We start from the raw sequence: 20,735 nt of genomic DNA on the forward strand, positions 1-20,735 counted from the left end.
ATATTAAATAAGAGCTTCACAAAAGGCTTAAAAATTGTATAAGGGGGATTCACATGAATAAAAACAAAAAGTTTTTATTATTAACAGTCCTTGCAGTCTTTTCATTAGTACTAGCTGCATGTGGCTTCGGTGGAGATTCGTCTGAAAAATCAAAAGACGAAGGCAAAGATTCTGGTTCATCTGGAAAAGCTTCTCAAGAGTTAGATCTAGTAGTTGCTTCTGAACCACCATCACTTCATCCACAATTAGCAACAGATTCAACTTCTAGTGTTATTCTTAAAAACATCTTTGAAGGATTAACAACTTTAGATGATGATGCAAAACCAGTTCCAGCAGCTGCTGAAAGCTGGAAAATTAGCGATGATAAATTAACGTATACTTTCAAACTACGTGATGCTAAATGGTCAAATGGTGATCCAGTAGTTGCTGGTGACTTTGAATATGCGTGGAAATTTGCATTAAACCCTGATAATCTATCTGAGTATGCTTCAATCCTTTATCCTATTAAAGGTGCTCAAGCTTACAATTTAGGTGAAGGCTCTGTTGATGCTGTAGGCATTAAAGCTCAAGACGAAAAAACTTTAGTAGTTACTTTAGAAAATCCAACACCTTACTTCTTAGAATTAACAGCATTTAAAACATATGCACCGTTAAATCAAAAAGTTGTTGAAGGCAAAGAAAACTGGTACGCAGATGCTGGTGAAGACTATGTAACAAACGGTCCTTTCACTTTAGCTGATTGGCAACACAATGCTACAGTTGTATTAGAGAAAAATGCAAATTACTGGGATGCTGATAAAGTATCTTTAGAAACTGTAAATATTGACATGGTAGAATCTGAAGCAACTGCAGCTACAATGTACAAAAATGGAGAAATCGACTACCTTGGAGCACCATTCCAATCTGTAGCTCTTGACTCAATTGATGAATTTAAAGAATCTAAAGTATTAAATATTGCTGACCAAGCTTCTGTTTATTGGTACAAATTCAATACAAAAGATAAAATCACTGGAAACGCTAACATCCGTAAAGCGTTAACATTAGCAATTGACCGTCAAGGATTAATTGACAACGTTACTAAAGGTGAACAAAAACCTGCATTAGGTATGGTTCCTATCACAGTTCAAGGCTTTGAAGAAGACCGCGGTTACTTCAAAGACAACGATATCGAAGGTGCTAAAGCAGCACTTGAAGCAGGTATGAAAGAACTTGGCATTAAAGATCCAAAAGACATTAAAATTAACGTTTCATTCAACACAAGTGAAGCACACGCTGCTATCGCTCAATTTATCCAAGAGGGCTGGACTAAAAACCTTGGTATTACAGTAGGTCTTGATAACTCTGAATGGCAAGTATATTTAGAAAAACTTAACCAAGCAGACTTCCAAGTTGGACGTATGGGCTGGATTGGTGACTACAATGATGCTTATACATTCTTAGAAATGTATGATACTGCTGCAAACGGTAACAACGATACTGGCTGGGAAAATGCTGAGTACAAAAAATTATTAGCTCAATCTAATAAGGAAACAGATCCTGCTAAACGTATTGAACTTCTAAAACAAGCAGAAAAAGTTGCTGTTTCAGAATTCCCAGTTGCACCTATCTACTACTACACGAACCTTTCTGTAGTACATGATAACGTGAAAAACATGAAAGCAGATAAACTTGGTAACATCCAACTTAAAGACGTTGTAGTAGAAGAAAAATAATCTAATTCATATCGCTTATTTAGCTCTACAGCGAAGAGCTGCCTCGTAGCCACTTCGGCGCGAGTCAGCTCTTTTTAAAATACGAAGGCATATATTTGTCTGAAAATTGACAAATAGAAGGAGGAGTTTCATGTGATTAAATATATTTTGAAAAGGCTGATGTATATACTTCTCGCGCTTTTCGTCATCGTAACGGTTACGTTTTTCTTAATGCGTCTTGCTCCGGGTAGTCCTTTTGCGAGTGAACGTAATTTCCCTCCTCAAATTGAGGAAAAGTTAAACGAAACGTATGGATTAAATAACCCTTGGTATATTCAGTACAAAGATTATTTAATCGATACGGCCACTTTCAATTTCGGTGAGTCAATGAAATATAAAGCGCGTTCTACAAATGATATGATCAAAGAAAGTTTCCCTGTTTCTTTAACATTAGGGATTGAAGCTATGCTATTGGCAGTTGGATTCGGTATTTTAATAGGCGTAGTTTCCGCGCTTTATCATAATAAGTTCCCGGATTATTTGGCAACGTCCTTTGCGGTGCTAGGTATTTCAGTACCTTCATTTATTTTAGCGGGTTTAATGCAGTATTTCTTATCCTACAAACTAGGCTTGTTCCCGGTAAGTGGATGGAAAGGCTTTATTTATAGTATATTGCCGGCTCTTGCAATCGCTTTCAGCCACATGGGCTTTATCGCAAAATTAACACGTTCAAGTATGCTTGAACAAAATAATAGTGATTATGTAAAAATGGCACGTGCAAAAGGACTTGGTAAATGGACAATCGTCTTCCGTCATACTTTACGTAACGCATTACTTCCAGTGGTGACTTACCTTGGTCCATTAACAGCAGGTGTTGTAACAGGTAGTTTCATTGTTGAGCAAATTTTCGCTATTCCTGGTCTTGGTAAACACTTTGTACAAAGTATTACAAACCGTGACTATACAGTAATTATGGGTACGACTGTGTTCTATTCCATCATCCTTTTATTTGCGGTATTAATCGTTGATATTCTATATAGTGTGATCGATCCGCGAATTAAACTGAAAGGAGCGAAAAAATAATGACACAGCAACAAATTGAAAAAGATAAGTTTAAAATTGTCGGTGGTAATCATGAAGCAACGGAAAAATTAGCTGATAAATCAGTCTCCTTTTGGAAGGAAGTATTTCTCCGTTTCTCTCATAACAAAATGGCCATCCTAGGGATAATCGTTTTAATTATTATTATTTTAATGGCTACTTTCGTGCCTATGTTCTCTCAATATAAAGCAAGTGATCAACTTGGTGTTTATAATGCCCCACCATCTGCTGAATTTTGGTTCGGTACGGATGATTTAGGCCGTGATATTTTCGTTCGTATTTGGGAAGGTGCACGTATTTCATTATTTATCGGAATCGCTGCAGCTATCATCGACTTAATTATTGGTGTTATTTGGGGAAGTATTTCTGGTTTAGCTGGTGGACGCGTTGATAATATTATGATGCGTATTGCCGATGTTTTAACTGCTGTACCTTACCTATTAGTAGTAATCGTACTATTAGTTGTTATGCAGCCTGGTTTAGTTCCTATGATTATCGCACTTTCAATTACGGGTTGGATTAACATGGCTCGTATTGTACGTGGTGAAGTATTATCGATTAAAAATCAAGAATATGTTCTAGCTGCTCGTACTTTAGGTGCTAGCACTGGTCACCTAATTATTAAACATTTAGTTCCTAACGCACTTGGAGCGATTTTAGTAACGATGACATTAACAATTCCATCTGCTATCTTTACAGAATCATTCCTAAGTTATCTTGGCCTTGGGGTTCCTGCTCCAACAGCTTCTTGGGGTACAATGGCTTCTGAAGGGAATAAAGCGATTGGTAATGCTCCATGGCGTTTGATTTTCCCAGCAGTGTTCATTTCACTCACAATCTTTGCATTTAACGCAGTTGGTGACGGCTTACGTGATGCATTAGATCCAAAACTACGTAAATAAGGAGGTGGCCGACAATGAGTAATAAAACTATTTTAGAAGTAAAAGATTTAAGAATAAACTTTAAAACGTATGCAGGACTTGTCCACGCTGTTCGTGGCGTAAACTTTGACCTAAAAGAAGGTGAGACACTCGCAATCGTTGGTGAATCTGGTTCTGGTAAAAGTGTTACGAGTAACGCATTAATGAAACTAATTCCACAGCCACCTGGTATTTATGCATCAGGACAAATTTTATTTAACGGCCGTGATTTAATTCCGTTAAGCGATAAAGCAATGTCAAAAGTACGCGGAAATGAAATTGCTATGATTTTCCAAGACCCGATGACAAGTTTAAACCCTACTATGAAGGTCGGACGTCAAATAACTGAAGTTATTTTACAACATAAAAAAGTATCTAAAGATGATGCTAAAAAACGTGCAATCGAACTATTAACTCAGGTAGGCATCCCCTTCCCTGAAAAACGTTTTAACCAATACCCGCATGAATTTTCAGGCGGTATGCGTCAACGTGTTGTCATCGCCATTGCACTTGCAGCTGATCCAAAGCTTCTAATTGCCGATGAGCCAACAACAGCATTAGACGTTACAATTCAAGCACAAATTTTAGAGCTAATGAAAGAAATCCAAAAAAATTCGAAAACATCTATCATTTTCATTACTCACGATTTAGGTGTCGTTGCAAACGTTGCTGACCGAGTGGCAGTTATGTATGCAGGCCAAATCGTCGAATATGGTACTGTTAATGATATTTTCTATAATCCGAAGCATCCATATACATGGGGTCTACTTGGTTCAATGCCAGACTTAGATAACGATACAGATGAGCTATTACGCACGATTCCTGGTTCACCACCGGATCTGATCAACCCTCCAAAGGGCGATGCGTTTGCTGCTCGTAATGAATTCGCAATGGCTATTGACTATGAACAAGAGCCTCCGATGTTCCAAGTAAGTGACACACACTTTGCTAAAACTTGGTTGTTGCATCCTGATGCGCCAAAAATTCCGCTTCCAGATGCAGTTGCTAAACGTATTGAGGGCTATTTAGCAAAGGAGGCACAAGAAAATGACTAAATCGGGTGCAAAAAAAATTCTTGAAATCAAAAATTTAAAGCAGCATTTCGGTTCACCAAGTAATCCTATTAAAGCGGTCGACGGTATTAGCTTCGATGTATACGAAGGTGAAACACTCGGTCTTGTAGGTGAGTCGGGCTGCGGTAAGTCAACAACTGGTCGTTCCATTATTCGCCTGTATGACATTACAGATGGTGAAATTATTTTCGACGGCGAAAACGTTCATGGGAAAAAATCTAAAAAAGAATTAAAGAAATTTAATAGTCAAATGCAAATGATTTTCCAAGATCCATACGCTTCTTTAAACCCTCGTATGACAGCAGGTGAAATCATTGGTGAAGCCTTTGATATTCACGGTCTACACAAGGATAAAAAAGCACGTCGTGAAAAAATTAATCAACTACTAGAGGCTGTTGGTTTAAACAAAGAGCACGCAAACCGTTATGCACACGAATTCTCTGGTGGTCAACGTCAACGTATTGGGATTGCTCGAGCACTAAGCTTAGATCCTAAGTTTATTATCGCCGATGAGCCAATTTCAGCACTTGACGTATCGATTCAAGCACAAGTTGTTAACTTATTAAAACAGCTACAAAAAGAACGTGGTTTAACATATCTTTTCATTGCCCATGACTTATCAATGGTTAAGTACATCAGTGACCGTATTGCTGTTATGTACCGTGGTAAAATTATGGAAATCGGTAAAGCAGATGATATTTACAATCACCCTGTTCATCCGTATACAAAATCATTATTATCGGCAATTCCACTTCCTGATCCAATGTCAGAAAAACGCCGTCAACGTATTCCGTACAAGCATACAGAGGTTGACGATAGCGCAACATACCATGAAGTAGGCGATCAGCATTACGTTTATGGGACTGCAGATCTTGTGAAAACTTGGGTTGCTAATCGATAACTATCAGAACTCTCATTAACAGTATAAGTGCTGTTGATGGGAGTTTTTTATTGCTCCAATGCTCTGCAACTTATATTCAACCAATAGTGTTAATTCAATAAAGTGAGATAATATGAAAAGAGTGTGGAAATGATTATCGCTGCTTTTGTCTTACTGCATTTATAGAAGGCCCCAGCGTCAAGGATGTTTCTTATACTCCAGCATTTGGTTTTAAGCCTTACAAAGACTGGCCTTTTCTACAAAGTAATTTCAGTCAACAACCTACATACAATTAGGCTGTTGTTTGGTATTATGATTGATATCATCTTTAATTTTCATTGATTTATCAGATGTTAAATTTTATATAAGATGTTGATTTAGTTTTTTTACTATACCTATTCTTTTGGTACCTTTATTTTTAAAAAACAGCTTTTCTTGTGACAAGAAAAGCTGTTTTTTGATTTTAAACTATTTTACTGGTTGGTCAGCTACTAATTCTACTGTGTGAAGATTTTCAATAGAACCATTCTCATAAGCTGAATCGTAATTTTTCACACGTTTGTTTACTGGAATGATTTCCGTACGGAAGTACATTGGAATTGTCGTTGCTTGTTCGCTCATATATTCTTGCCATGTACGGAATGCTTCTGATCGGAATTTTGGATCCATCGCCTTTTCCGAATCAATATCTTCTAACATTTTTGTTAAATCTGCAGATACGAAACGACTCATGTTAAACTCTGCACCCTCACTATATAAGCCTATCGGAGATGGGTTTGTGCCTGTTCCCCACGCTGCCATAAACATATCGATTTCTGGATCATCAGCCTGTACTTTATCATAGAAGCTGTTGAATTCAATTAGACGACCAGTAGTTAATTCTACATTTAACCCAACATCTTTCCAGTTTTGGCGATAGTACTCAGCAATTGCTTCATCTGTATCTGAACCAGACATTGCTGCTAAACGAATAGTGAATTTTTTCCCGTCTTTATCTTCACGGAATCCGTCTCCATCTTTATCCTTATACCCAGCTTTATCTAGTAATTCTTTAGCTTTTTCCGGATCATAATGATAGCCCTCTAGCGTATCATCATAGTAAGATGCAAACACTGGTGGAATTAATGAGTTTGCTCTTACACGTAGACCTTGATAGAATTTCTCTGTAACAGATTCAATATCCATCGCATAGCCAATCGCTTGACGTAAATTTACATCATTCATTTTTGACTTCTCATCAAAAATATTTTTACTACTCACTTTATCATATTTCCCTAATTTAAACCCTACATAAGAGTATGCTAACTCTGGACGGCCTAAAAGCGATACATTTGAAAGATCTTTTACACCATCATATTGATTTGTTGGGAATGAAGTTGCAATATCATATTTCCCTGTTTTCATAGCTTCACCGATTGAAGTTGAAGGAACCACTTCGACAACTACTTTATCTAACTTCGGCTTGCCTTTAAAATAATGTTCATTCGCAACAAATTGTACAGACTCACCATTAACAATTTTGTCAAATTTAAATGCACCAAGTGTTACAGGATTTTTACGAACTGCATCTGAAGAAATTAGATCTTTTACAGGGATTGACTCTAGCTGATGCTTCGGTGCTGCATAACCCCATAACCCATCCCCAATTGAATAAATAGCTGGAGATACTTTCTTGAACGTAATTTCAATTGATTTTTCGTCGATTTTTTTAATACCAGAAATTGTTTTTGCCTTTCCATCATGATATTCTTCTGCACCAACAATATTTTTGAAGTCGTCATCATAGCGTACTCCCTCATAATCAGGGTGACCAATAATTTCATATGGGTAAATTAAGTCCTCAGCCTTTAATGGTTTACCATCAGACCACTTAACGTCCCCTTGAATAGTGATCTTTGCTTTCTTATTGTCCTTATCCACTTCTAATTTCGCAATACCTGTATCTTTTACCTGGAAATCCCCGTCCAATTCATAAAGAGAATTTGTTGAGTATGCCATAATATCTGCATCGTATGCATCATCATATAATTCCCAAGAGAAAACTCCTTTGAAAGGCGTATCTGTTACAAGACCTACTTTTAAAGTACCACCTTTAATAGCATCCCCTTCATTTGTTATATCCATAGGAAGCGTGTTTGTATCCACTTTATTATCTTCTGTTTGTGCTGGTTTGTCTTTGTTACCATCATCCGTTTTAGCCGAATCTTTATCGGCATTATTGCAGGCTGCCAATACAAGCATCACTGCAAAAATAACGGATAGTATTAACCAATTTTTTTTCATAGTAAATCCTCCCCTTTATCCCATTCTTTGTTTTGCGTCAGCTGCACGACGAAGTGCTTGACCGACATAATTTATACCAAGCATCAAAATTAAAATTAATATTGATGCGGGCAACCATACCCACCACTTACTAGATAGTACTATTGGATTCGTTGCATAGCTTACGAGAGTTCCTAAGCTAGGTGTAGAAGGTGGTAAACCAAAGCCTAAAAATGATAGACCTGTCTCAATCCCAACATTCCCTGCAAAATTTAATGTCAATTCTACAATTAGCAACGAGCTTAAATTTGGTAGTATCCCCTTAAACATGATAGCAAAATCGCTAGTACCCATTGTTTTTGAGGCACTCACATAATCACGGCGTCCTTCTGATAAAGCTTTACTGCGGACTAAACGTGCTGTCCCTATCCATTGGAAGGCACTTAATATTAATATCAACTCAGCAACACCATATTTGGGAATAATTGTAACTAAAACAATTATAATCATTAAAGTTGGCAATGTCATGAGAAAATCGATGATACGCATAAATAAATTATCAATAAAGCCACCATAATAGCCCATTACTATGCCGAGCACGACTCCTATTGTATTGGCAATAAGCGTAATAGCGATCGCAATTAATATGGAGTTTTTCGCGCCGATAATAAGCTGTCCTAGCATATCGCGCCCAGCTTCATCAGCTCCAAGAATATAACCATTTACACCCGGCTCTGTATAGCGCTCTAACAATTGTATTTTTAAAATTTCTTCCTGATCCATAAGCATTGCTGCAATTAATATCGAAATAATCAGTAAATTCATACCGATGAATGAAATTAACGCTAGCTTATCTTTTCGAAATTCACGTATTACAACTTGTATCCCTGTTGGTGGAGTACTTTCAACTGTCATTGTGTCATTTTTTTGTTCCATTTTTATTCACCTCTCCTTAAACATTAAATTTAGCAGTTAGTCTATGCGGATACGTGGATCAACAATGCTCATAATAATATCTGACAGTAGACTACCTAATAATGCTAAGAAGCCATAAAGCATAACGAGAGCTGTAATCACACTATAATCGCGACTCGTTATAGAATGGATGAATAATTGCCCCATGCCCGGGAAGCCAAAAATTGTTTCTATAAAAATCGAACCACCTAATAAGCCTGTAATTGTAAAACCTAGGAAAGCTGCAATTGGCAATAAGGAATTGCGGAAAATATGTCTTCTATAGATTCTTTTCATCGGTACGCCTTTACTACGTGCTGTTTTAACATAATCCTGTGTCTTAGCATCAATTATTTCTGAACGCAAATATTGAATAATCGTTGTCGTACCTAAAATTGCATATGTCATCGCAGGTAATATTAAATGATAGATGCGATTCCAATAATATTCCATCGTTCCCGGTTCTACACCTACATCAACTGTTCCACTCGTCGGGAACCACATTAAACGATAACCGAAAATATATAAGAAAATTAAACCCAAGACAAAAGTCGGTATCGCGTAGCTTATAAAGCTATAGAGTGTAATCGACTTATCGTACAATGAATCTTGCTTGCGCCCCGCAATCATTCCTAATGGAATTGCAATCGCATAAACGAGAATTGCACTAAGTAGAGCGAGCCAAAATGTATTTAATGCGCGCTCACCAATCAGTGTGGACACCGCAATTTTATATGTATAGCTTTGTCCAAAATCCCCCTGCAAGGCATTTGTTACCCAATGGTAATATTGCACGTACCATGGGTCATAAAATCCTGCCTGAATTCTCAATTCTTCAATGCGTGAAGGGTCTGTTTCTGGTGTAATCAATCCTGTAAATGGATCACCTGGCATTTGCTTCGCCAAAATAAAGATAATTAGGCTTAGCACAAACATTTGAGGAATCATCAAAAGTGTTCGTCTAAGAATCGTTTTCCACATTTTATATACCCCCTGACATCGCAACCATATGTGTATCTGAAATGGATTTAAGCGGGTATACTTTTCCATGCTCATCATAATATTGATGTTGCTCTTTTTGATAGTTCTCTTCTACTTTTTGTCGAATGAATTTGCGCTCTAAGCGTGTCTCTGGTTCAATATTTGGAATAGCAGATAACAGACGTTTTGTATAAACATGTTGTGGATCCCTATATATATCATGTCTCGTTCCTGTTTCAACGAAGCGTCCTTTATACATAATGGATATATGATCGCACATATGTTTCACAACACCTAAATCATGTGAAATAAATAAATAAGTAAGCCCATATTCAGTTTGAATATCTTTCATAAAGTTTAGCACCTGTGCTTGTACCGATAAATCCAGCGCAGATACAGGTTCATCAGCTATAATCATTTTTGGATTACAAGCAACGGCTCGCGCGATTCCTAGACGTTGTTTTTGACCACCAGAAAATTCATGCGGATATTTTAACAATACATCTTCAGACATCCCTACAATTGCTAGTAACTCTTTTATGCGCTTACGCTCCTCTTGATCACTAAGCTTCATAAAATTCCGAATAGGCTCTGCTAAAATATCTAGTACCCGTTTTCTAGGATTCATACTAGAATGGGAATCTTGGAAAATCATTTGAATGTCTTTGTTATAAGCTGAATTACGATTTCTGCGTTGGTTTGTTACATCCTCACCTTCATAAAAAATTTGACCTGAAGTGATTTTCTCTAAACCAATAATGGCCTTTCCTGTAGTAGATTTTCCTGATCCTGATTCTCCTACTAAACCATATGTTTTTCCTTTTTCAAATTCCATTGTGACGCCATCAACCGCATATACCTTATCGATTACTGTATTAAAAAACCCGCCTCGAATTGGGTAATGAACGTTTAAATCATTAATTTGCATAAAGCTCATACAGCCCCGCCTCCTTCTTCACCTTCTAAATGAAAGTGTTTCCAGCAGGTACATCTAACAAAATGACCTGGTGCAATTTCATGTAATTGTGGTTTCCTTTCATGTGCAGATGCATCTATCCACGGTATTCGTGCTGCAAATCGGCAGCCTTCCCGAGGCAAATTCTTCAGCGATGGCACCATACCTTGAATAACTTCAAGTCTTTCATTTTCACTATGTGTTTGTGGAATAGAATTCAATAGAGAACGAGTATAAGGATGTTTAGCATTTTTAAATAATTCCTGAACAGGTGCTTCTTCTACTACTTCACCCGCATACATTACTGCAACTCGATCAGCCATTTCTGCCACAACGCCTAAATCATGGGTAATTAAGATAATCCCTGTTTCGGTTTCTGACTGTAGTGCTTTTAATAAATCAAGTATTTGAGCTTGAATCGTCACATCTAAAGCTGTTGTCGGTTCATCTGCAATTAAAATAGATGGTTTACATGACAAGGCAATGGCAATCATGACACGTTGACGCATCCCCCCTGACAATTGATGAGGAAATTGTCTTGCCACACGTTCAGGATTAGAAATGCCTACCTGATTCAACAATTCTAATACTCTCTCCGCGCGCTGTTGCTTTGAGAGCTTTGTATGATATACCAGCCCCTCTTCAATCTGTTCTCCTATCCGCATTAACGGATTGAGAGCTGAAAGAGGATCCTGAAAAATAAAACCAATATCATTACCTCGTAAACTATTAAATTGCTGCTCATTTAATTGCGTTAAATTTTGATTATTATAATGAATTTCCCCTGTAACCTTTGTGTTAACTTCATTGTGCAAGCCTACAATAGTAGTTGCTAATGTACTTTTACCACAACCAGATTCTCCAACGATTGCTAATACCTCATTCTTTTTAAGCGAAAGCGAGACATCCTCTACAGCAGCGTGGTAAGTTTCTTTAATGCGAAAACTTGTAGTTAAATTTCTAATTGTTAGTAGGTCATTTGCTGTATTCAAACAATCTCCCCTCCCATATTCAATATTCTGAAAAATGATTTCACTTGGCTATAAATTTATTTCAGAATTATATTCTTTGAAATATTCTTTACACCTCCATTTATATTTGTAAACACCCTTAATAATTTTTTTACTTCTTCAGACAACAAAATCCGATGCGGGAATTATCTGAAAATTAAATGTAACATTATTTTATCTAGAAATAATACATTAAATCAAGTAGTTTTTTTGAAATATTAAAAATATATAAACAAATCAAGTCCTTACATCTTGATCAAATCATTTTATAAGCTTAATTTTTTCTTTACATGATTATTTGCTTCTTTTTTAATCTATTAACTAAACTCCTCGATTTTTATTATCCAAATATAATTTCCTTTCACAAAAAATGTTTTCTTTATTTGTAAAAATACACTTTAATTTTTGATTAATTCTATTTAACAGTAAAAAGTTATCAATTCTTATTCCCATATATATTTCCAATTAAGTCATTTTCGTTTTAATATATAGTTTTCTCATTTAAAGCGTTAAAAACTACAAATCATTATTGCTATACTGAAGTAAGTAATTTTTGGATATCTTCTTCCTATCCACTTACGTACTTCTTGATTACACTTAATTATATTTTTTCTAAAAAAAAAATTAACTTTATAAATAATATATGTAGAATTAAAGGAAAAATATGATAAAAGTTCGAATAAAAGCATTATATTCAATTATGCCTCGGCATAATTGCGTCCGGAATCGGCTCTTTGCTAGCGTCAGCAGCAGATGTTTTTTGCGCGAAAGCGAAGCGTCAGCTGCAAGTGTTTTTTGCCGAAAGAGAAGCGTCAGCGCAGATGTTTTTCGAAGTTATAATAGATTAATTAATTTAAAGGGGCGTATATTTAATGGTTATTATTAAGGATTCTTGGTTTACAGTAGAAGAAATTAATGAAGAAACGTTTGCAATAAGTGAATATGGACATTGGGAAAAAGTTCATTCATTTTTACTGATTGGGACAGATAAAGCTGTTTTAATTGATACTGGATTAGGCATCGATAACATCGAAAGGATATGTAACCAACTAACATCTTTACCTATTACGGTCCTCACTACCCATGTTCATTGGGTAACTAAACTGTTACGACAAATTTAGGCAAAACTATACAAACCTGTATAGAAATATAGATTTATAACAGAATACCCTTCGTATCAAGCGATTGGTGCGAACTCCACGTTAATTGCTTTTAACTCCTAAAGCCTTGTGACCAACGCGGAGCTGGAAACGGCAGACGTAACGGTGCGAAAGTAGAAAAAACAACAAGGATGGCATAAGCTGAAAAAAATTACTCAGTGTCCGTAAAGGATCATCGTGACAACGGAAAACGGTAGCGCTAAGTGCTTTGACAATGGATGTTTAGCAGCGAACTCCTAAATCTCTATTGAGACATGGAAGACGTTCAACGACTATCTCCTTGAGGGAGAGTAAAACCGCAAGCGAATGGCGGAAGAAAACTGTGGCTCTTATCAGAAGATAAGATGAAGATATAGTCTGCGCTTATGTGAAAGCATAAGAGGTCTACTCGTGAGAGAAAGACTGCATGAAGGGTTGCGCCTTTGTGTGAACAAGAAAAACATATACAAATATAAAAATGTTAACAACCTCTCTAAATAGGGTAAAGTGATTTTATCCTAGTGAAAGAGAGGTGGTACGCATGGAATTAATGTCCATTGGGAAATTTGCTAAACATGTTGGTGTAAATGTTGTCACGCTAGGGACAAAAATCAGACTAAAACCAACTAAAGAACAAGAGGTTTTGTTTTGGAAGTCTGCGGGGACTGCGAGATGGGCTTACAATTATTTCTTGGCTGAAAGCGAACGTATTTATAACGACGAGAAGCGTACAGTCAAAGAGGGCGAAGTTCGTAAGAAAATCAATAACGAGCTGAAACCAACAACGCATAAATGGCTGAAGGAAGTCGGAAGCAATGTGATGAAACAGGCGGTGAAAGATGCCGATATTGCTAGAAAGCGTTGGTTCGAAGGCATGACTGAAAAGCCAAGGTTCAAAAGCAGACGAAGAAGTAAAGTTAGTTTTTATGTAAATTATGAAAGTTTAAAACGAACAGGTGAAGGTTTTAGAGGTGAAAAGGTTGGCAGTGTAAAAACCTGCAATGCGCTTCCTAAGCTTAAAAAAGGTCATAAATATTCGAATCCACGTATTTCATTTGACGGACGAAATTGGTTCTTATCCATTGGATATGAGCAAGAATTTGAGCAATTTAATTTGACAGATGAGAGTTTAGGAATTGATGTGGGTATCAAAAAATTGGCAGTTTGTTCTAATGGTGAGTTCAAAGAGAACATCAACAAAACCAAAGAAGTCAAACGATTAGAGCGAAAGTTGAAGCGAGAACAACGACAACTAGCTCGTAAGCTTGAAGCCAACACGAAAGCGTATACTAAAAAACGAAAGCCAATCTATAAAATACCTTTAAAGAATATGAAAAATATTCAAAAACAAAACACTGAAATCCGTAATTTATATAAGCGACTTAACGACATCCGAACAAATCATTTAAATCAGTGTTCTAATGAGATTGTGAAAACCAAGCCATCTCGTATTGTAATGGAACATTTAAATGTAAAAGGGTTGATGAAAAATAAACATCTGGCGAAGGCGGTAGCCAGGCAAAAGTTATATGAATTCAAACGGCAAATTCAATACAAATGTAAAAAATACGGAATTGAATTTGTTGAAGCCGACAGATGGTTTCCATCATCAAAAACTTGTTCTTCTTGTGGACAAATCAAAACCGATTTGAAACTGAAAGACAGATTATATATCTGCTCTTGTGGATTAAAGTTGGATAGGGATTTGAACGCAAGCATTAACTTAGCAAATTATTCAATCTAAGAAGCTTAACTGAAACTAAGCCTTAGATGTGTACGCAACGATACTGCGGAATTTAAGCCTTTGGAGAGTCATACAAAATGGCAGTAGCTTTGGCGAAACCAGACTCGGAGAATAAGGAAGACACAAATACGAAAGTCGGAAGATATAAGTTGTGTCACAGTAGAGATGTCTACATTTTTTAAGAAATGTATATGTTTTTCGTATCGGACCATATCGGTGGTCATGGACAATTTGAACATATTTCCGTACACAAGGAAGAAGCAGATTGGCTAGTAAATGGCATTAAAAAATTATCGATTGAACAGATCAGAAAAGACGTTAGTCGTGATATCACGATACCTACGCCCAAAACGTTTAATCCTGAAACATATAAACCTTTCCAAGGACAGCCTACAGGTATTTTGGAAGATAGAGATATTATAGATATCGGAAATAGAAAATTGACTATACTGCATACTCCTGGCCATTCACCAGGGCATATATCTATTTTAGATCATAACAACGGTTATTTATTTACTGGTGATTTACTGTATGATAAAACGCCGATTTACGCTTTTTTTCCTACAACAAATCCAGTAGATTTAGTAGATTCCTTAGAGAAGATAGCGAACTTACCTAATATTACGAAGATTTTCGGGTCTCATAATACATTGGGGCTTGATTCTTCTATTTTAATAGAAGTAAAACAGGCAGTTACTACGTTGAGAGAAGAGGATCTTGTAAAATTCGGTACGGGAATCCATCATTTTAACGGTTTCAGTGTTCAATTTTAATCGAGTAGGAGGAGGTGGATTTGCTCATTAACTAGAAACGTAAAAATATACGTTATAGAAGGCACATGCGGAAATGCCTATATTGTTAAAAAAAGAAAACAATTTATCATAAAACTATAAAAGTACAACTTCCTCTTATGAAAATTATATTTAAGAAAGACTAGGTGAAAATGCATCATATGAAAAATCGGGTTGTCCAATTACTATTTTTATTTACAATTGCAGCAATTATGCTCATATTCTTAAATAAGTCCATCATTCCCTTATCTACCTTAATCGGCTTATTATGGCCCATCACACTTATAGGGATTGCTTTCGTTATTTTTATTGAAAACCGTTCTCCGCAAAGTACATTAGCTTGGCTTTTAGTTTTAGCTATTCTCCCTGGTATTGGTGTATTTATGTACTTACTTTTCGGAAGAAGTCACTGGAGAAGAAGGAAGCATTTACATCGTTCAGAAGAAAGGAGAATAATATTTCGTGAGATTTTAGAAGGGAAAAGTTTTAATTTAGAAAACTCCCCTCCTTTAAATGAACGATCCACCTATTTGACTCAAGTTATACAAAAATTTGGTGGTGGTCCTGCTGCTAATGAAACTACAACAAAGCTCTTAACAAACGGTGATGAAACATTTACTGAAATCATACAAGCGATTGAAAATGCTACACATCATATTCATATTCAATACTATATTTATCGATCAGATGAAATCGGCACAGAAATTCGAGATGCCTTAATAAAGAAAGCAAAATCTGGCGTGATCATACGCTTTCTTTACGATGGGCTCGGAAGTAATAAATTACGGAAGAGTTTCTTACAACCAATGAAAGAAGCAGGGATTGAAGTAATCGAATTTGATTCTATACTTTCACCTTGGCTATTAGAAACCGTCAATTATCGTAATCACCGTAAGATTGTTATTGTAGATGGGACAATCGGTTTTACAGGTGGACTCAATGTCGGGGATGAATATCTTGGTCGTTCGAAGAAGTTTCCTATTTGGCGTGATAGTCATTTAAAAATAGAAGGAAAAGCATTATATAAACTGCAGGCCATTTTCCTAGAAGATTTTCTTTATGCCACTAACAGTTTAAATGCTTATTCTTGGAATCAATTTATGGATAGAGCATACTTTCCAAGTCAAGGAATTCATCAGGCGCAAGGTGCCGTTCAAATCATTGCAAGTGGACCTAGCTCAGATGATACAAGTATTCGAAATGCTCTATTGAAAATTATGGGCTCTGCCAAAAAGTCAATTTGGATTGCCACTCCATACTTCATTCCTGATCAGGAAACATTAACATTATTACGTTTGAGTGCCCTTTCCGGAGTAGATGTTCGAATTTTATATCCTGGAAAAGGCGATAGCGTCATTAGTGATCAAGCATCCCAATCATACTTTACACCACTTCTAAAAGCGGGAGTCTCCATTTACAGCTATAAAGATGGCTTTATGCACGCTAAAATTGTACTTGTTGATGATGAAGTTGCAACAATTGGTACAGCAAATATGGATATTCGTAGCTTTGAGCTTAATTATGAACTCATTGCGGTCCTATATGAATCTAACACGGTTCTAGATATAAAAAATGATTTTGAACAAGATTTTAAAGACTCCATAGAAATTACATGGGCGTCATTTCAAAAGCGAAGTATTCAAAAACGCATGCTCGAATCTCTTATGCGACTCATTTCTCCCCTACTTTAAGTTAAAAAATATAAAAGACTGTAAACATACCCGATATTGTTCGGGTATGTTTACAGTCTTAAATGGCCAAGGAAATCTTTGTTAATGTTGATGCGCTTAAAATGAGGATGATTTCCATTCCAGCCTACCGCTTTACTACAGGTCGATTCATGATGCTATCGGCGGTTCTCGAAATTTTATCAGCGATTTTCATGTTGTTATCAGCGATTCTTGGCATTTTATCAGCGATTCTCGGCACTTTATCAGCGATTGGCATTTTGGAGCATCGGACGCCCCCAGGAAGCTTTGCTCTGCGCGAAAGCGAAGCGTCAGCGGCAAATGTTTTATCTGTGCGAAAGCGAAGCGTCAGCGACAATGTTTTATCTGCGCGAAAGCGAAGCGTCAGCGGCAAAGCGCCCAGTCGGAACGGAAATCAACCCCTCGTTTTGCCTGAAGAGCCATGCTTTATTTATTTTGACGCAATAGTTTTTCAGCAAATGAAAAGGTGGTATGAGAAATTTTCATACCACCCTTTTTTAAATCAATTAAAGCTCGCCTGCTTTTAATTTGCCATGCCACTCTTTAAGGAATGGGATGTCTCCTTCATTAATAGCGCCTGATTCGTTAGCTGCTTCAATTAAATAATCAAAGTTTGTTAGAGATACATATTTAATGCCAGCCTCTTCAAATGCTTGTTCAGCACGTGGAAGGTTGTATGTGTAGACGCAAACTACACCTAGTACTTCACAGCCTGCTGCGCGTAGGGCTTCTACAGCTGTAATGGATGAGCCGCCTGTTGAAACGATGTCCTCTACGACTACAACTTTTTGACCAGCTGCGTATTTCCCTTCGATTTGGTTGCCACGGCCATGTTCTTTTGCTTTAGAACGTACGTAAACCATAGGTAATTCTAAAATATCACTTACCCAAGCAGCATGTGGGATGCCCGCTGTTGCTGTACCTGCTACGATTTCTGTTGCACCAAAGTTTTCTTTAATAAGAGATGCTAAACCGTTTGCTAATTGCTTACGAATTACAGGGTCAGAAATTGTTAGACGTGTATCACAGTAGATTGGCGATTTAATGCCTGAAGCCCATGTGAATAGTTCTGTTGGATTTAATTCTACTGCACCTACCTTTAACATAGCGTGTGCGATTTCATTTTGTAATGTCATATTTATGCCTCCCATAATTCACTTACGATTTTATATGCTGCTACTGGATCTTGTGCACCTGTTACGGCACGTCCTACGACGATTAGCGAAGAACCGTCACGTTTTGCGCCGTCTGGTGTTGCAATGCGCTTTTGGTCGTGTGCGTCGCCGCCTGCTAAGCGGATACCAGGTGTCACACGTAAGAAATCTTCACCGCATACTTCAGCAATTGCTTTTGCCTCATGTACGGAGCAGACAACTCCATTTAAACCAGCTTGTTTTGTTACGCTTGCATAATGTAATACAGATTCCTGTAAAGATAAAGCAATTTTTTGCTCTGCCTGCATTTGCTCTTCTGTTGTAGAAGTCAGTTGTGTTACTGCAATTAATGCCGCACGTTCACGCCCTGCAGGAGTACCCGCTTCAAGCCCCTCAAGTGCTGCTTCCATCATCGGACGTCCACCTGCCGCATGAACGTTGACTAAATCTACCCCTAATTTTGCTAAGCCTTTCATAGCAGAGCCAACTGTATTCGGAATATCGTGTAGCTTTAAATCAAGGAAAATATCATGACCTAGATCTTTTACCTTGCGGACAATATCCGGTCCTTCCTGCATATATAATTCCATACCAATTTTCACGAAAAGAGGCTCATTAAAATGCTTTAGAAAATTGAATACTTCTGCTTCTCCAGGAAAATCTAGTGCAAGTATTGGTTTTGTATTCATGAACGATGGCTCCTTCCGATAATTTCTGAAATATGCTCTATACCTAAGGCATCAAGCTTTGCTGGTAATTCATCAATAATAGTAGGACAAACGAAGTGATCGACAAAGTTTGCTGTTCCAACAGCAACTGCTGATGCACCGGCCGACATAAAGTCAATAACGTCTTGCGCTTCTGTCACGCCACCCATGCCAATAATCGGAATATTGACAGCCTTATACACCTCATAGACCATGCGAATTGCAACTGGCTTTACAGCAGGACCAGATAAGCCACCTGTACCATTGGCAATCACTGGCTTACCTGTACGCTCGTCTAAACGCATACCGATTAATGTATTGATCATTGTAATACCATCTGCACCGCCTGCTTCAACAGCTTGTGCAATTTCTACGATGTTCGTTACATTAGGAGACAATTTCACGTATACAGGCACTTCAGAAACAGCTTTTACAGCTTTCACTAACTCGCGCGCTGTTGCTGGGTCTGTACCAAACTGAATCCCACCACATTTAACGTTCGGACAAGAAATATTAAGCTCTAATGCTTTCACATTTGGTGCAGTCGAAATACGTTGTGCTACTTCTACGTAATCCGCTGTCTCAGTTCCCGCTACGTTCGCAATGATTGGCACATCATATGCTTCTAGAAACTTTAATTCTTCATTCATTACTTTTTCAATGCCGGGATTTTGTAAACCAATTGCATTTAACATCCCTGCCGCTGTTTCTGCTACACGCGGAGTTGGATTACCAGGACGTGTTTCTACAGTCGTTGCTTTTATCATAATAGCGCCAAGCTTTGATAAATCGTAAAGCTGCGCATATTCACGACCAAAGCCGAAGCAGCCTGAAGCTGGCATTATTGGATTCTTTAATTCTAAACCTGGTAATTGAATAGTTAATCGACTCATAATGCCACCGTACCTTTCGGGAAAACTGGACCGTCAGAGCATACTTTGACATAATCTTTTGCTACTTGGTCTGTTGTTTTACATACACATGCGAAACAAGCACCGATACCGCAGCCCATACGCTCTTCAAATGATAAATAACCTTCTTTTTCTGGATAGAAGCCTTCTAATGCTTTTAACATTGGTAGCGGACCACAAGAATAGAATACATCGAATTCAGGTGCTCGTGACTCTAATACATTTGTAACAAAGCCTTTTGTTCCTTTAGAGCCGTCAACCGTTACATAATGTGTTTCTCCAAGCGCACTGAATTGTTCCTCATAGAAGCATACATCTTCTGTTTGGAAGCCAAGTACATGAATTGTTTTAACACCACGAGCATTCAATTGTTTAGAAAGCTCATGTAATGGTGGTACTCCGATTCCTCCGCCAACTAAAAGTGCAGTACCGCCCTCTTTTACCGCCTCAACAGGGAAACCATTTCCAATTGGACCGAGTACATTGACGAGCTGCCCTTCGCGGTTTGTCGCCAAAACTTTTGTTCCGCGACCTTCCGCACGATAGATCATCGTAAATTCGTTGCTGTCTTTATCTATATTTGCAATACTGATTGGTCGACGTAAAAGCGGCTCCATTGAATCTGACACCTTTACATGGACAAACTGGCCAGGAGTCATATCCTGAACCAGTTCACCACGAAGTGTCAATTCGAAAATGTTTGTCGCAATTTGCTTTTGAGAGACGACCGTCATTTTCTCTTGACGAATCATA

General features: G+C 37.5%; 18 protein-coding genes and 1 pseudogene. 10 read left to right on the forward strand and 9 right to left on the reverse strand.

Features of this window, described 5'->3' with window-relative positions; all coding sequences use genetic code 11:
* The first annotated feature begins 53 nt into the window (after positions 1–53).
* From ACB089_RS19515 to ACB089_RS19535, 5 genes are all read left to right on the forward strand, one after another.
* Positions 54–1,712, forward strand: coding sequence for a peptide ABC transporter substrate-binding protein (locus tag ACB089_RS19515; RefSeq protein ID WP_374963548.1), 1,659 nt, complete (start codon positions 54–56; stop codon positions 1,710–1,712).
* Between the two features lie 132 nt (positions 1,713–1,844).
* The gene (locus ACB089_RS19520) at positions 1,845–2,774 is read left to right on the forward strand and encodes an ABC transporter permease (protein WP_368635505.1); all 930 of its coding nucleotides are present in this window, start codon (positions 1,845–1,847) and stop codon (positions 2,772–2,774) included.
* Complete coding sequence (locus ACB089_RS19525; protein ID WP_374963549.1) at positions 2,774–3,694, forward strand: ABC transporter permease; 921 nt, start codon at positions 2,774–2,776, stop codon at positions 3,692–3,694. The genes ACB089_RS19520 and ACB089_RS19525 overlap by 1 nt, the downstream gene beginning before the upstream one ends.
* 14 nt (positions 3,695–3,708) lie before the next feature.
* Positions 3,709–4,767, forward strand: coding sequence for an ABC transporter ATP-binding protein (locus ACB089_RS19530; protein ID WP_374963550.1), 1,059 nt, complete (start codon positions 3,709–3,711; stop codon positions 4,765–4,767).
* Positions 4,760–5,686, forward strand: coding sequence for an ABC transporter ATP-binding protein (locus tag ACB089_RS19535; RefSeq protein WP_374963551.1), 927 nt, complete (start codon positions 4,760–4,762; stop codon positions 5,684–5,686). The genes ACB089_RS19530 and ACB089_RS19535 overlap by 8 nt, the downstream gene beginning before the upstream one ends.
* A 447-nt stretch (positions 5,687–6,133) precedes the next feature.
* Here ACB089_RS19535 and ACB089_RS19540 read toward each other — a convergent pair whose 3' ends face one another.
* Genes ACB089_RS19540 through ACB089_RS19560 form a run of 5 tightly spaced genes read right to left on the reverse strand, consistent with a single transcriptional unit; the run spans position 6,134 to position 11,809 of the window.
* Entirely contained in the window at positions 6,134–7,948 is a 1,815-nt protein-coding gene (locus tag ACB089_RS19540) for an oligopeptide ABC transporter substrate-binding protein (protein ID WP_374963552.1), read from the reverse strand.
* A 15-nt stretch (positions 7,949–7,963) separates the two neighbouring features.
* On the reverse strand, positions 7,964–8,863 hold the full coding sequence (locus ACB089_RS19545; protein ID WP_374963553.1) for an ABC transporter permease: 900 nt from the start codon (positions 8,861–8,863) through the stop codon (positions 7,964–7,966).
* 36 nt (positions 8,864–8,899) lie between these two features.
* On the reverse strand, positions 8,900–9,862 hold the full coding sequence (opp4B, locus tag ACB089_RS19550; protein ID WP_374963554.1) for an oligopeptide ABC transporter permease: 963 nt from the start codon (positions 9,860–9,862) through the stop codon (positions 8,900–8,902).
* Between the two features lies 1 nt (position 9,863).
* Positions 9,864–10,799, reverse strand: a complete 936-nt coding sequence (locus ACB089_RS19555) for an ATP-binding cassette domain-containing protein (RefSeq protein ID WP_374963555.1) — start codon at positions 10,797–10,799, stop codon at positions 9,864–9,866.
* On the reverse strand, positions 10,796–11,809 hold the full coding sequence (locus ACB089_RS19560) for an ABC transporter ATP-binding protein (protein ID WP_374963556.1): 1,014 nt from the start codon (positions 11,807–11,809) through the stop codon (positions 10,796–10,798). The genes ACB089_RS19555 and ACB089_RS19560 overlap by 4 nt, the downstream gene beginning before the upstream one ends.
* 890 nt (positions 11,810–12,699) lie before the next feature.
* Here ACB089_RS19560 and ACB089_RS19565 point away from each other — a divergent pair.
* From ACB089_RS19565 to ACB089_RS19585, 5 genes and pseudogenes are all read left to right on the forward strand, one after another.
* Positions 12,700–12,921, forward strand: a pseudogene (locus ACB089_RS19565) (MBL fold metallo-hydrolase); the annotation flags it as partial.
* A gap of 586 nt (positions 12,922–13,507) precedes the next feature.
* The gene (locus tag ACB089_RS19570) at positions 13,508–14,710 is read left to right on the forward strand and encodes an RNA-guided endonuclease InsQ/TnpB family protein (protein WP_374963557.1); all 1,203 of its coding nucleotides are present in this window, start codon (positions 13,508–13,510) and stop codon (positions 14,708–14,710) included.
* Between the two features lie 185 nt (positions 14,711–14,895).
* Complete coding sequence (locus ACB089_RS19575) at positions 14,896–15,483, forward strand: MBL fold metallo-hydrolase (protein ID WP_374963558.1); 588 nt, start codon at positions 14,896–14,898, stop codon at positions 15,481–15,483.
* A gap of 179 nt (positions 15,484–15,662) precedes the next feature.
* On the forward strand, positions 15,663–17,192 hold the full coding sequence (locus tag ACB089_RS19580; protein ID WP_374963559.1) for a cardiolipin synthase: 1,530 nt from the start codon (positions 15,663–15,665) through the stop codon (positions 17,190–17,192).
* A 101-nt stretch (positions 17,193–17,293) separates the two neighbouring features.
* Positions 17,294–17,737, forward strand: coding sequence for a hypothetical protein (locus ACB089_RS19585; RefSeq protein ID WP_374963560.1), 444 nt, complete (start codon positions 17,294–17,296; stop codon positions 17,735–17,737).
* On the opposite strand, the gene pyrE is transcribed toward ACB089_RS19585, so the two are convergent.
* Genes pyrE through ACB089_RS19605 form a run of 4 tightly spaced genes read right to left on the reverse strand, consistent with a single transcriptional unit; the run spans position 17,717 to position 20,734 of the window.
* On the reverse strand, positions 17,717–18,346 hold the full coding sequence (gene pyrE, locus ACB089_RS19590) for an orotate phosphoribosyltransferase (protein ID WP_374963561.1): 630 nt from the start codon (positions 18,344–18,346) through the stop codon (positions 17,717–17,719). The two genes, ACB089_RS19585 and pyrE, sit on opposite strands and share 21 nt — an antisense overlap.
* 2 nt (positions 18,347–18,348) lie before the next feature.
* Entirely contained in the window at positions 18,349–19,053 is a 705-nt protein-coding gene (pyrF, locus tag ACB089_RS19595; protein ID WP_068983221.1) for an orotidine-5'-phosphate decarboxylase, read from the reverse strand.
* The gene (locus ACB089_RS19600) at positions 19,050–19,964 is read right to left on the reverse strand and encodes a dihydroorotate dehydrogenase (RefSeq protein WP_374963562.1); all 915 of its coding nucleotides are present in this window, start codon (positions 19,962–19,964) and stop codon (positions 19,050–19,052) included. The genes pyrF and ACB089_RS19600 overlap by 4 nt, the downstream gene beginning before the upstream one ends.
* The gene (locus tag ACB089_RS19605) at positions 19,961–20,734 is read right to left on the reverse strand and encodes a dihydroorotate dehydrogenase electron transfer subunit (protein ID WP_374963563.1); all 774 of its coding nucleotides are present in this window, start codon (positions 20,732–20,734) and stop codon (positions 19,961–19,963) included. The genes ACB089_RS19600 and ACB089_RS19605 overlap by 4 nt, the downstream gene beginning before the upstream one ends.
* Position 20,735 lies beyond the last annotated feature (1 nt).

It is taken from the genome of Lysinibacillus sp. RS10 (assembly GCF_041956855.1).
GTDB classification, from domain to species: domain Bacteria; phylum Bacillota; class Bacilli; order Bacillales_A; family Planococcaceae; genus Lysinibacillus; species Lysinibacillus xylanilyticus_A.

Bases quoted from the DNA above. Each gene is read 5' to 3' on its own strand.
- ACB089_RS19555 (WP_374963555.1), bottom strand. From the start codon at position 10,799: ATGAGCTTTATGCAAATTAATGATTTAAACGTTCATTACCCAATTCGA.
- ACB089_RS19580 (WP_374963559.1), top strand. From the start codon at position 15,663: ATGAAAAATCGGGTTGTCCAATTACTATTTTTATTTACAATTGCAGCA.
- pyrE (WP_374963561.1), bottom strand. From the start codon at position 18,346: ATGACATTACAAAATGAAATCGCACACGCTATGTTAAAGGTAGGTGCA.
- ACB089_RS19605 (WP_374963563.1), bottom strand. From the start codon at position 20,734: ATGATTCGTCAAGAGAAAATGACGGTCGTCTCTCAAAAGCAAATTGCG.
- ACB089_RS19540 (WP_374963552.1), bottom strand. From the start codon at position 7,948: ATGAAAAAAAATTGGTTAATACTATCCGTTATTTTTGCAGTGATGCTT.
- opp4B (WP_374963554.1), bottom strand. From the start codon at position 9,862: ATGTGGAAAACGATTCTTAGACGAACACTTTTGATGATTCCTCAAATG.
- ACB089_RS19575 (WP_374963558.1), top strand. From the start codon at position 14,896: ATGTATATGTTTTTCGTATCGGACCATATCGGTGGTCATGGACAATTT.
- ACB089_RS19530 (WP_374963550.1), top strand. From the start codon at position 3,709: ATGAGTAATAAAACTATTTTAGAAGTAAAAGATTTAAGAATAAACTTT.
- ACB089_RS19535 (WP_374963551.1), top strand. From the start codon at position 4,760: ATGACTAAATCGGGTGCAAAAAAAATTCTTGAAATCAAAAATTTAAAG.
- ACB089_RS19600 (WP_374963562.1), bottom strand. From the start codon at position 19,964: ATGAGTCGATTAACTATTCAATTACCAGGTTTAGAATTAAAGAATCCA.
- ACB089_RS19525 (WP_374963549.1), top strand. From the start codon at position 2,774: ATGACACAGCAACAAATTGAAAAAGATAAGTTTAAAATTGTCGGTGGT.
- ACB089_RS19585 (WP_374963560.1), top strand. From the start codon at position 17,294: ATGAGGATGATTTCCATTCCAGCCTACCGCTTTACTACAGGTCGATTC.
- ACB089_RS19545 (WP_374963553.1), bottom strand. From the start codon at position 8,863: ATGGAACAAAAAAATGACACAATGACAGTTGAAAGTACTCCACCAACA.
- ACB089_RS19570 (WP_374963557.1), top strand. From the start codon at position 13,508: ATGGAATTAATGTCCATTGGGAAATTTGCTAAACATGTTGGTGTAAAT.
- pyrF (WP_068983221.1), bottom strand. From the start codon at position 19,053: ATGAATACAAAACCAATACTTGCACTAGATTTTCCTGGAGAAGCAGAA.
- ACB089_RS19515 (WP_374963548.1), top strand. From the start codon at position 54: ATGAATAAAAACAAAAAGTTTTTATTATTAACAGTCCTTGCAGTCTTT.